This is a genomic window from Streptomyces bicolor (assembly GCF_000719285.1).
In the GTDB taxonomy this organism is placed as follows: Bacteria; Actinomycetota; Actinomycetes; order Streptomycetales; family Streptomycetaceae; genus Streptomyces; species Streptomyces bicolor.
In genome coordinates this window covers 181,621-193,434 of record NZ_JOFS01000001.1, presented here as the reverse complement: position 1 = coordinate 193,434, position 11,814 = coordinate 181,621, and the positions used below count along the sequence as shown (strand labels likewise).

Sequence of the window (11,814 nt, the reverse complement as noted above, 5' to 3'; positions counted from 1 at the left end):
AAGAGTGTTGACGGGGTGTGATCTTCTTCTCCAAGAAAACACCCCGTACCCGGACAATCAGCCCTGGAATCGATACTCTTCGAGCAGCCTGCGACCGATGATCATTTTTTGGATCTCGGCAGTACCTTCACCGATCAGCAGCATCGGGGCCTCACGGTAGAGGCGCTCGATCTCGTACTCCTTGGAGAAGCCGTAGCCGCCGTGGATCCGGAAGGCGTCCTCGACGACCTCCTTGCAGTACTCGGAGGCGAGGTACTTCGCCATCCCTGCTTCGAGGTCGTTTCGTTCCCCGGAGTCCTTTTTGCGTGCCGCGTTCACCATCATGGCATGCGCGGCCTCGACCTTGGTAGCCATCTCGGCCAGCTTGAACTGGATGGCCTGGTGCTGGGCGATCGGCTTGCCGAAGGTGTGCCGCTGCTGGGCGTACTGGACGCCGAGTTCGAACGCACGCTGAGCGACGCCACAGCCACGCGCCGCCACGTTGACACGGCCGACCTCGACGCCGTCCATCATCTGGTAAAAACCTCGGCCGGTGACGCCGCCGAGCACGCGATTGGCCGGAATTCGCAGGCCGTCCATGATGAGCTCGGTCGTGTCGACGCCCTTGTAGCCCATCTTGTCGATCTTGCCGGGGATGGTGAGGCCGGGGCGGACCTCTCCGAAGCCGGGCTCCTTCTCGACGAGGAAGGTCGTCATCGACTTGTGGGGCGCGGTGCCCTCGGGGTGTCCTTCGTCACTTCGGACCAGGACGGCCACCAGAGAGGACGTTCCGCCGTTCGTCAGCCACATCTTCTGGCCGTTCAGGACGTACTCCTCGCCGTCCTTCACCGCCTTCGACGTGATGGCCGACACATCGGAGCCGAGGCCCGGCTCCGACATCGAGAAGGCGCCGCGGATGTCGCCGGCCGCCATGCGCGGCAGGAAGTGGTCCTTCTGCTCCTGCGTGCCGTGCTGCTTGAGCATGTACGCCACGATGAAGTGCGTGTTGATGATGCCGGACACCGACATCCAGCCGCGGGCGATCTCCTCGACGCACAGGGCGTAGGTCAGGAGCGACTCGCCCAGACCGCCGTACTCCTCGGGGATCATCAGGCCGAACAGGCCCAGTTCCTTGAGGCCGTCGACGATCTGCTGCGGGTACTCGTCGCGGTGCTCCAGCTCGGTCGCGACCGGGATGATCTCCTTGTCCACGAAGTCGCGGACGGTGGAGAGGATCTCCTGCTGGATGTCGGTCAGACCGGCGGTCTGGGCGAGTCGCGCCATGGCTACTTCTCCTGCTGCTTCAGCTCCGGGCGGCCGGGCTGCTCGCCGCCGCGCTCCTTGATGTACGTCTCGGTGGGCACCATCACCTTGCGGCGGAACACGCAGACCAGCGTGCCGTCCTGCTTGTAGCCCTTGGTCTCGACGTAGACGATGCCACGGTCGTTCTTCGACTTCGACGGCCACTTGTCGAGGACGGTCGTCTCGCCGTAGATCGTGTCGCCGTGGAAGGTCGGCGCCACGTGCTTGAGCGACTCGATCTCCAGGTTGGCGATCGCCTTGCCGGAGATGTCCGGCACGCTCATGCCGAGCAGCAGCGAGTAGATGTAGTTGCCGACGACGACGTTCTTGCCGAAGTCCGTCGTCTTCTCCGCATAGTTGGTGTCCATGTGGAGCGGGTGGTGGTTCATGGTGAGGAGACAGAACAGGTGGTCGTCGTACTCCGTGACCGTCTTGCCCGGCCAGTGCTTGTACGTCGCCCCGACCTCGAACTCCTCGTAGGTGCGTCCGAACTGCATCGCGCTCAGGCCTCCGGGATCTCGAACTTGCTGGTGCGCTGCATGCCGGCGGCACGACCCTTGCCGGAGATGACCAGAGCCATCTTGCGGGAGGCCTCGTCGATCATCTCGTCGCCGAGCATCGCGGAGCCCTTCTTGCCGCCCGCCTCGGACGTGTAGTAGTCGTACGCGTCCAGGATCAGCTCGGCGTGGTCGTAGTCCTCCTGCGAGGGCGAGAAGATCTCGTTGGACGCCTCGACCTGGCCGGGGTGCAGCACCCACTTGCCGTCGAAGCCGAGCGCGGCGGCGCGCTGGGCGACCTCGCGGTAGCCGTCGATGTTGCGGATCTGCAGGTAGGGGCCGTCGATCGCCTGGAGGTTGTTGGCGCGGGCGGCCATCAGGATCTTCATCAGGATGTAGTGGTAGGCGTCCGCCGGGTAGCCGGGCGGCTGCTCGCCCACGACCAGCGACTTCATGTTGATCGACGCCATGAAGTCGGCCGGGCCGAAGATGATCGTCTCGACGCGCTGGGACGCCGTCGCGATCTCGTTGACGTTGTTGAGGCCCTGGGCGTTCTCGATCTGCGCCTCGATGCCGATCTTGCCGACCTCGAAGCCCATCGTCTTCTCGATCTGGGTGAGGAGGAGGTCGAGCGCGACGATCTGCTCGGCCGTCTGCACCTTCGGCAGCATGATGCAGTCGAGATTTTGGCCGGCGCCCTCGACGACCGTGACGACGTCGCGGTACGTCCACTCGGTCGTCCAGTCGTTGACGCGCACGACCCTCGTCTTGCCGGTCCAGTCGCCCTCGTTGAGGAACTTGACGATGGTGTGCCGCGCCTCGGGCTTGGCGAGCGGGGCGCAGGCGTCCTCCAGGTCGAGGAAGACCTGGTCGGCGGGCAGACCCTGGGCCTTCTCCAGGAAGCGGGGGTTCGAGCCCGGCACGGCCAGGCAGGAGCGCCGCGGGCGGAGACGGTTGACGGTCATGCGGGGACCTCCAGGGGGTCGAGCTTGTTCGCTTTCCGGATCTCGTCGACGATGCGGCCGATGATTCCGGTGATGTCGAAGTCCTTCGGGGTGAAGACGGCGGCCACTCCGGCGGCCCTGAGCTGCTCGGCGTCACCATTCGGGATGATGCCACCGGCGATCACCGGTATATCTGTGGCACCGGCCACACGGAGCCGCTCCAGGACGTCCGGCACCAGCTGGGCGTGCGAACCGGACAGGATCGACAGGCCGACCGCGTGCACGTCCTCCGCGAGGGCCGCGTCCACGATCTGTTCCGGCGTCAGCCTGATGCCCTGGTAGACCACCTCGAACCCGGCATCCCGCGCGCGGACGGCGATCTGCTCGGCGCCGTTGGAGTGGCCGTCCAGGCCGGGCTTGCCGACCAGGAAGCGGAGCTTGCCGACGTTGAGGTCCTTGGCCGTGAGGTCGACCTTGCGGCGGACCTCGGACAGTGCCGAGCCCTCCTCGACCGGGACGGCCACCGGCGCCGACGACACACCGGTCGGCGCCCGGAACTCGCCGAACACCTCGCGCAGGGCCCCGGCCCACTCGCCGGTCGTGACCCCGGCGCGGGCGCACTCCAGGGTGGCCTCCATGAGGTTGTCGGTGCCCTTCGCGGCCTCCTTCAGCCGCTCCAGCGCCTTGCACGGGCGCGGGTGGTTGAAGGGCGGCTGGTAGCGGGTGTCGCGCCAGTGCTGGAGGCCCGCGATCACCCGGGCCTCGACGGCCGGGTCCACCGTCTGGATCGCGGTGTCCAGGTCGGCGGTCAGCGGGTTGGGCTCGGTGCCCTCGAAGGCGTTGACACCGATGATCTTCTCCTGGCCGGACTCGATCCGGCCCCGGCGCTCGGCGTGCGAGGCGACCAACTGCGACTTGAGGTAGCCGGACTCGACGGCGGCCATCGCGCCGCCCATCTCCTGGATGCGGTCGATCTCCGCGAGCGAAGCCTCGACCAGCTCGTCCACCTTGGCCTCGATCACCTTCGAGCCCTCGAAGATGTCCTCGTACTCCAGCAGATCGCTCTCGTACGCCAGCACCTGCTGGATGCGCAGCGACCACTGCTGGTCCCAGGGCCGGGGCAGACCCAGCGCCTCGTTCCAGGCGGGCAGCTGCACGGCACGCGCGCGTGCGTCCTTGGAGAGGGTCACGGCCAGCATCTCGAGCACGATGCGCTGGACGTTGTTCTCCGGCTGCGCCTCGGTCAGACCGAGGGAGTTGACCTGGACGCCGTACCGGAAGCGGCGCTGCTTGGGGTTCTCGATGCCGTATCGCTCGCGCGTGATCTGGTCCCAGATCCGCCCGAACGCCCGCATCTTGCACATCTCCTCGATGAAGCGGACGCCCGCGTTCACGAAGAAGGAGATACGGGCCACGACGTCCCCGAACTTCTGGGCGGGGACCTGCCCTGAATCGCGCACGGCATCGAGAACCGCTATCGCGGTGGACATCGCGTACGCGATCTCCTGGACCGGCGTGGCGCCCGCCTCCTGCAGGTGGTAGCTGCAGATGTTGATCGGGTTCCACTTCGGGATGTGGGAGACCGTGTACGCGATCATGTCCGTCGTCAGCCGGAGTGAGGGTCCCGGCGGGAAGACATGGGTCCCCCGCGACAGGTACTCCTTGACGATGTCGTTCTGGGTCGTGCCCTGGAGCTTGGTGATGTCCGCGCCCTGCTCCTCCGCGACGACCTGGTAGAGCGCCAGCAGCCACATGGCGGTGGCGTTGATCGTCATCGAGGTGTTCATCTGCTCCAGGGGGATGTCCTGGAACAGCCGGCGCATGTCACCGAGGTGCGCGACCGGCACACCGACCCGGCCGACCTCGCCGCGGGCGAGGATGTGGTCGGAGTCGTAGCCGGTCTGCGTCGGCAGGTCGAACGCCACCGACAGGCCGGTCTGGCCCTTGGCGAGGTTGCGCCGGTACAGCTCGTTGGACGCCTCGGCCGTGGAGTGACCGGCATAGGTCCGCATGAGCCACGGCCGGTCCTTCTCCCGCTTGCCTTCGGCGGGCTGACGCTCAGTCATTGATGACCTCGACTGCTCTCAGATGTTCCGGAAGCGGTTGATGGCGTCGATGTGCTTGGCGCGCATCTCCTCGTCGCGCACGCCCAGGCCCTCCTCGGGGGCCAGGCACAGCACGCCGACCTTGCCCTGGTGGAGGTTGCGGTGCACGTCGAACGCGGCCTGGCCGGTCTCCTCCAGGGAGTAGACCTTCGACAGGGTGGGGTGGATCTTGCCCTTCGCGATGAGCCGGTTGGCCTCCCAGGCCTCGCGGTAGTTGGCGAAGTGCGAGCCGATGATCCGCTTCAGGGACATCCACAGGTAGCGGTTGTCGTACTCGTGCATGTAGCCCGAGGTCGAGGCGCAGGTGGTGATGGTGCCGCCCTTGCGGGTGACGAACACGGAGGCGCCGAAGGTCTCGCGGCCGGGGTGCTCGAAGACGATGTCGATGTCCTCGCCGCCGGTCAGCTCGCGGATGCGCTTGCCGAAGCGCTTCCACTCCTTCGGGTCCTGGGTGTTCTCGTCCTTCCAGAACTTGTAGCCCTCGGCGTTGCGGTCGATGATCGCCTCGGCGCCCATCGCCCGGCAGATGTCCGCCTTCTGCGGCGAGGAGACGACACAGATCGGGTTGGCACCACCGGCCAGCGCGAACTGCGTGGCGTAACTGCCGAGTCCGCCGCTCGCGCCCCAGATCAGGACGTTGTCGCCCTGCTTCATGCCGGCGCCGTTGCGGGAGACCAGCTGCCGGTACGCGGTGGAGTTCACCAGACCCGGTGCGGCGGCCTCCTCCCAGCTCAGGTGACCGGGCTTCGGCATCAGCTGGTTGGACTTGACGAGCGCGATCTCGGCGAGGCCGCCGAAGTTGGTCTCGAAGCCCCAGATGCGCTGCTCGGGGTCGAGCATGGTGTCGTTGTGGCCGTCGCTGGACTCCAGCTCGACGGACAGACAGTGCGCGACGACCTCGTCACCGGGCTTCCAGGAGTTGACTCCCGGGCCGGTGCGCAGGACGACGCCCGCGAGGTCGGAGCCGATGATGTGGTACGGCAGGTCGTGGCGCTTGGCCAGCTCGCTGGTGCGGCCGTAGCGCTCCAGGAACCCGAAGGTGGACAGCGGCTCGAAGATCGAGGTCCACACCGAGTTGTAGTTGACCGAGGAGGCCATGACGGCCACCAGGGCCTCGCCCGGGCCGAGCTCGGGCAGCGGAACCTCGTCGAGGTGGATCGACTTGCGCGGGTCCTTGTCGCGGGTCTGAAGGCCCGCGAACATCTCCGTCTCGTCCTTGTGCACGGTGATCGCGCGGTACGACTCGGGGAGCGGCAGGGCGGCGAAGTCGTCCGGCGTCGAGTCGGGCGACTGGATCGCGTCCAGGATGTCCTTCACGGTCACGGTGTTGCCTCCGGCGATGCGCACCCTGAGGGAGGGGTGCTGAGGGTTACGTCGGTGCTGCTGAGGGTTTTTGGTGATTGCCGTCGGTTCGGCTGTTGTGCTGTTCGGCAGCGCTTTGTGGCGCGGGAGGTTGCCTGTGACGCAGGCGCCGGGCGCGCAGGCCCCGGGGAGGGCTTGCGGGGACAGCCGGCGTACGAAAGGTCTCTGCACGCCGGCCGCCCGGACTCCTTCAACGTATGGCACCGCGTGTCACCTGACAAGGCACTGGGTGCCAGAACTTGCCCTCAGATGAAATCTTTACGTAACAAATGAGCGATGATCGATCAAAGCTACCGGCGAGTAGGTGCTAATCGGGTGCTATCGGTCACCTGGAGGGCATCTGCCAGACACGCCAGGTACATGGCCATCACCATCCGCGGCTTCCGCACGCGCAAGGGCGTTGTCCATGACCTGGAGGGAGCTTTGGTGAGCCCGTAGAACATGCTGGGCCCGGCCGGCGCCGGGGTCAGGGGTTGTCCGGCGGATCAGGCCGGCGCCACGGGGTCACCGGGGTTGGGCGGGGGAGCCGTATCGATCAGCCCGCACGGCGGTGGGGCGAGGCGGCGCGGCCTCGGGCCACCCGGACCGCTACGCCCCCAGACCGAGCAGCGCGATCTGCAGCGGCAGTGCGGGCTCTTCCGGCAGAGCCGGGGGTTCCTCGCCGCGGCCCGTGTGGGTGGGCGCGACGGTGCGCAGGCCCTGGATGCCGTCGGCGGCCCACTTGGCGTCCGTCGAGGGAAGGGACAGGGTCATGCGCCGCCCGTCGGCCAGCGTGGCTTCGAGCTTGGTCGGGTCGTTCGCCTGCATGGCAACTCACTTCCGTCGCGCACCATGAAGATCCTGTCGACCTGGAGGACGGACAGGCATACGAAATGGTTCCCGTGCGGGAGCCACCGGGGAGATGCTCGGCGACTCCCTAGACCCGCTCCTTCAGCGCCTGTTCGATCGTCCGCATCACTTCGTCGAGCGGAGCGTCGGTCCTGGCCACCGCCACCAGTACCTCCCCCTCCGAGGCCACGGAGGCCTGCGTCGTACGTGGCGCGGTGTCCCGGCCGGCCCCGATGCCCGTCCCGAACGTCCTGCGTACGATCGCGAAGGCGTGGTCGAGCTGCGCCTCCACGTCACCCTGGCCGCCCGCGCGCAGCCAGCGCCGCAGGACGTGGTTGTGCGCGGTGACCACCGCGGACGCGGCGACCTCGGCCAGCAGCGGGTCGTCGTTGGCGTCGTCGTCGTGGGCGTGCTCGTCGAAGTGGCCGAGGAGATAGCGGGTGAAGAGGCGCTCGTAGCGGGCCACCGACGCGATCTCCGCCTCACGCAGGGTGGGCACCTCGCGCGTGAGCTTGTAGCGGGCGACGGAGATCTCCGGCCGGGCGGCGTACATCTTCATGACTTCCTTGATGCCACGGCACACGGTGTCGAGCGGGTGCTCGTGCGCGGGGGCCGCGTTGAGCACCGCCTCCGCACGGATCAGCGTGTCGTCGTGGTCCGGGAAGATGGCCTCTTCCTTGGAGCGGAAGTGGCGGAAGAACGTGCGGCGGGCGACCCCGGCCGCGGCCGCGATCTCGTCGACGGTGGTCGCCTCGTACCCCTTGGTCGCGAACAGCTCCATCGCCGCGGCCGCCAGTTCACGGCGCATCTTGAGCCGCTGGGCCGCCGCGCGACTGCCTGCGGCACTTTCCGGCGTGTCGGGCGTAGCTGGTGTACGTGAGGACTTGGCGGGCTGGGACATGACCCGAACGTACTGCATGTGCGCAGCTTGATGCGCATGTACGGGGTTTCCCCCGCCCTCGCCGGGCGGGGGCCCTCCGGCCGGGTCGAGCAGTCCGCCCCAGTCCCGGTCGCCTCTGAACCAGTCGCCGATGCCGTCAGCGGCGGGCATATTCACGGAAGCCGCGGCCCGTCTTGCGGCCGAGGCAGCCCGCGGCCACCAGGTGCTCCAGGAGCGGCGCGGGAGCGAGGCCGGGGTCGCGGAACTCGCGGTGCAGGACCTTCTCGATCGCGAGGGAGACGTCGAGTCCGACGACGTCCAGCAGCTCGAACGGGCCCATCGGGTAGCCGCCGCCCAGCTTCATCGCCGCGTCGATGTCGTCGAGCGACGCGTAGTGCTCCTGCACCATCTTGATCGCATTGTTCAGGTACGGGAACAGCAGCGCGTTGACGATGAATCCGGCCCGGTCACCGCAGTCCACGGCGTGCTTCCTGATCTTGCCGCAGACCTCGCGGACCGTCGCGTGGACGTCGTCGGCGGTCAGCACCGTACGGACGACCTCGACCAGCTTCATCGCCGGCGCCGGGTTGAAGAAGTGCATGCCGATCACGTCCTGCGGACGCGAGGTGGCCCGGGCGCAGGCGACGACGGGCAGTGACGAGGTGGTGGTGGCCAGCACCGCGCCCGGCTTGCAGACCTTGTCCAGCGTCGCGAACAGCTGCCGCTTGATCTCCAGGTCCTCGGCGACGGCCTCGACGGCCAGGTCGACGTCGGCGAAGGCGTCGTAGGAACCCGCCGCGGTGATCAGGTCCAGGGTCCGCGCGGCCGCCTCGGCGGTCATCCGCCCCTTGTCGACGGAGCGGGAGAGCGACTTGCCGATACGGGCCTTGGCGGCCTGCGCCTTCTCCTCGCTGCGGGCGGCCAGCACGACCTCGTATCCCGCCTTCGCGAAGACCTCGGCGATCCCGGAGGCCATGGTGCCGGAGCCCGCGACACCGACGGAGCGGACCGTACGGCCGGCGGTGAGGGCGGTGCCCTCCAGCGGCGTCAGCGCGTCCCGCACGACGGTGGCGCTGCCCGGCGCCTCGTAGGTGTAGAAGCCACGGCCCGACTTACGGCCCGTCAGGCCCGCCTCGCTGAGCTGCTTGAGGATCGGGGCGGGGGCGTGCAGCCGGTCGCGGGACTCGGCGTACATGGCCTCCAGGACCGTGCGCGCGGTGTCGACGCCGATCAGGTCGAGCAGCGCCAGCGGCCCCATCGGGAGCCCGCAGCCCAGCCGCATCGCGGCGTCGATGTCCTCGCGGGAGGCGTACTTGGCCTCGTACATCGCGGCGGCCTGGTTGAGGTACCCGAACAGCAGCCCGTCGGCGACGAATCCGGGCCGGTCGCCGACCGCGACGGGCTCCTTGCCGAGGTCCAGGGCGAGGTTGGTGACCGCGGAGACGGCCTGCGGCGCGGTCAGCACGCAGGAGACGACCTCGACCAGCCGCATCGCCGGCGCCGGGTTGAAGAAGTGCAGACCCAGCACCCGCTCGGGGCGGGCGGAGTCGGCGGCCAGGCGCGTGACCGAGAGGGCGTTGGTGCCGGTCGCCAGGATCGTCTCGGGGCGCACGATCCCGTCCAGCTCGCGGAAGATCTGCTGCTTGATCTCGTACGACTCCGGAGCCACCTCGATGACCAGGTCCGCGTCGGCCGCGGCCCGCAGATCGGTGGAGGTACGGACGCGCGCGAGGGCCTCGGCGCGGTCCTCCTCGGTCAGCCGGCCGCGCTCCACGGCGCGGGCGGTCGAGGCCTCCAGGGCGGCGACGGACCGGGCGGCCGCGGCCTCGCTGATGTCGATACCGACCACCTCGCGCCCGGCCTTGGCCAGGACTTCGGCGATACCGGTGCCCATGGTGCCGAGGCCGACGACGGCAACGGTCTTGAGCGGGGACAGAGGGGTGTCGGACAGGGGAGTGGCCATCGCGGGACTCCAGGAATGAGGGTGACGACGGGAAATGCGCCCGGGTGCGCCGTGGGGGCCCGACCTGAGTCGGAGCCGAACCATGAGCGCACCGGGTGCGGAAGAAGTGCGGGTGTTGCCGGGCTGCGAGCGCACACGCCCGGTGCCGTCGCTGCGGACGTGCACACGTCCGAGGAGCGGTGATGACCGACCGGCCCTGTCCCGTGGCCGAGTCGTACTGCGGTACTCGATGTACCGAACCGACTGCTTCTCCCGGCGGCTGCGTCACCAGGCCGCCGTGAGGTGTTCGCGAGTGGGTGACTCGCTCGTATGAGCTTAACCAGCGGGTAACGAGCGCGCTAGTCCCCGAGTTTGTGATGTAGGTCCCGATTGCCGACGGACCCCTCTACGCTCGCCTTCATGGACGAAGAGTTGCGATCACTCACGGAGCGCTTACGGCAGGAGTCCGGAGCGTCGGCCGCGTACGACCGCCTCGTCGCGACCGAGGACCCCGATGAACTGGCGGACCTGCTCACCGCCCCCGGGCAGCCGCTGTGGGCCAGGGAGCTGGCCGCGTTCCGGCTGGGCCTGGCCGGGGACCGCCGGGCCTTCGAGTCCCTCGTCCTGCTGCTGAACCACCGCGACCCACAGCGCTGTGCCTCCGCCGCCCACGCCCTCGCCCGCCTCGGCGACCCGCGCACGGCCCGCGCGGCCGCCGCCCTCGCCACCAACGAACTCCGCGTCGCCTACGCCCTGCACCCGGTCCGGCTCCTCATCGAGCTGCGCGCCCCCGAGGCCGTGCCCGCCCTGATCACCACCCTGGAGCGCAGGCTCCGCCCGCACGACCCCTACCGCCGCGTGGCCCTCGCCTGCGTGGAGGGCCTCGGCACGCTCGGCGACACCCGGGCCAGACGCGTCCTGAACGAGGCGCTGGCCCACCCGGCCCTCGCGGAGGCGGCGGTACGGGCGCTGGCGCGGATTCCTAGGCCTCGTTGAGTGTGCGCACGTACCGCACCTCGGGAACCGGGACGCCGTCCACCTCGAACGGCTCCTCGGCGCCGTCGGCCTCGAAGCCCGCCCGTTCGTAGAAGCGGCGGGCACGAGCGTTGCCCTCGAGGACCCACAGGTACATGCGCTCGTGGCCGCAGGCCGTGCGGTTCCACAGGGCCTCCAGCAGCAGGGCGTGCCCGATGCCGGTGCCGTACCGCCGGGGGTCCACGTAGAGGGCGTACAACTCGGCGTCGTCGGTACGGACTTCACCGTCCCGGTACGGCCCGTGACAAGCCCAGCCCGCGACCTCGCCGTCCCACTCCGCGACCAGGTTCACGACGCTGCCGTCTCCTTGCGCGAAGCGGGCGCGATGCCGCTCGGCGTCTCGCGCCACGCTCATCGCGTCGAGGTACGACCGCGGAATCAGACCCTGGTAGGCGCTCTGCCAGCCGCGCACACGGATCTCGGCCACGCGTTCGCAGTCGGCGAGGGCCATGGGGCGGATGAGAAGGCGATCGTCGTCCATGGTGGCACCCTAGGCACCGCCCGCCCGCACAGCCTCCGAATTATGTGCCGACCACCGCGAACGCCTCCACCTCCATCAGGAACTCCGGCCGCACCAGCCCCGCGACCTGCACCGCCGACGCGGCCGGCAGCCGGTCGTCGGGTATGTGCTCGGCGCGGGCCGCGCGGACGGCCGGCATGTGCGCCATGTCCGTGACGAAGTAGGTGAGTTTGACGACGTTGTCGAAGGTCGCCCCGGCCGCGGCAAGGCAGCGTCGCAGGTTCTCGAAGACCTGGCGGGCCTGGGCCGCCGGATCGCCCTCGCCGACGAGCCTGCCGTCCTCGTCCAGGGCGAGCTGGCCGGAGACGGCGACGAAACAGCCCGTGCCGAGCACGACATGCGTGTACTGGGCGGAGGGGGCGACCCCGTCGGGGGCGGGGATCCTGGTCAGCTCACTCATGCGTCCATGGTGGACCATGG

At 68.8% G+C, this 11,814-nt stretch carries 11 protein-coding genes; 1 reads left to right on the top strand and 10 read right to left on the bottom strand.

All coding sequences use genetic code 11. From position 1 onward, the window contains the following. Positions 1-57: 57 nt before the first annotated feature. From IF78_RS0100860 to IF78_RS0100825, 8 genes are all read right to left on the bottom strand, one after another. Positions 58-1,263, bottom strand: a complete 1,206-nt coding sequence (locus tag IF78_RS0100860; RefSeq protein ID WP_031475707.1) for an acyl-CoA dehydrogenase family protein — start codon at positions 1,261-1,263, stop codon at positions 58-60. 2 nt (positions 1,264-1,265) lie between these two features. Next, positions 1,266-1,778 carry a MaoC family dehydratase gene (locus IF78_RS0100855; protein WP_019757884.1) on the bottom strand — a complete coding sequence of 171 codons (513 nt, stop codon included), beginning with the start codon at positions 1,776-1,778 and terminating at the stop codon, positions 1,266-1,268. A gap of 5 nt (positions 1,779-1,783) precedes the next feature. Continuing rightward, the gene (locus IF78_RS0100850; protein WP_031475710.1) at positions 1,784-2,743 is read right to left on the bottom strand and encodes an HpcH/HpaI aldolase/citrate lyase family protein; all 960 of its coding nucleotides are present in this window, start codon (positions 2,741-2,743) and stop codon (positions 1,784-1,786) included. Further along, entirely contained in the window at positions 2,740-4,788 is a 2,049-nt protein-coding gene (locus IF78_RS0100845; protein WP_031475712.1) for a protein meaA, read from the bottom strand. Before IF78_RS0100845 ends, IF78_RS0100850 begins: the two co-directional genes overlap by 4 nt. Positions 4,789-4,806: 18 nt before the next feature. Next, on the bottom strand, positions 4,807-6,150 hold the full coding sequence (gene ccrA / locus IF78_RS0100840) for a crotonyl-CoA carboxylase/reductase (protein WP_037639420.1): 1,344 nt from the start codon (positions 6,148-6,150) through the stop codon (positions 4,807-4,809). A gap of 627 nt (positions 6,151-6,777) precedes the next feature. Next, positions 6,778-6,996 (bottom strand): hypothetical protein, encoded by a 219-nt coding sequence (locus IF78_RS0100835; protein ID WP_031475716.1) that lies wholly within the window; start codon positions 6,994-6,996, stop codon positions 6,778-6,780. Positions 6,997-7,105: 109 nt separating this feature from the next. After that, on the bottom strand, positions 7,106-7,918 hold the full coding sequence (locus tag IF78_RS0100830) for a TetR family transcriptional regulator (RefSeq protein ID WP_199921341.1): 813 nt from the start codon (positions 7,916-7,918) through the stop codon (positions 7,106-7,108). Between the two features lie 136 nt (positions 7,919-8,054). Continuing rightward, positions 8,055-9,860, bottom strand: coding sequence for a 3-hydroxyacyl-CoA dehydrogenase family protein (locus IF78_RS0100825; protein WP_031475720.1), 1,806 nt, complete (start codon positions 9,858-9,860; stop codon positions 8,055-8,057). Between the two features lie 399 nt (positions 9,861-10,259). Here IF78_RS0100825 and IF78_RS0100820 point away from each other — a divergent pair, with 399 nt between their 5' ends. Beyond that, positions 10,260-10,835 carry an adenylosuccinate lyase gene (locus IF78_RS0100820; RefSeq protein ID WP_031475722.1) on the top strand — a complete coding sequence of 192 codons (576 nt, stop codon included), beginning with the start codon at positions 10,260-10,262 and terminating at the stop codon, positions 10,833-10,835. Here IF78_RS0100820 and IF78_RS0100815 read toward each other — a convergent pair. After that, the gene (locus tag IF78_RS0100815; protein ID WP_031475724.1) at positions 10,822-11,355 is read right to left on the bottom strand and encodes a GNAT family N-acetyltransferase; all 534 of its coding nucleotides are present in this window, start codon (positions 11,353-11,355) and stop codon (positions 10,822-10,824) included. The genes IF78_RS0100820 and IF78_RS0100815 overlap by 14 nt on opposite strands. A 40-nt stretch (positions 11,356-11,395) precedes the next feature. Next, a complete protein-coding gene (locus IF78_RS0100810; protein WP_031475726.1) occupies positions 11,396-11,794 on the bottom strand; it encodes a RidA family protein in 399 nt (132 codons plus the stop codon). Positions 11,795-11,814 lie beyond the last annotated feature (20 nt).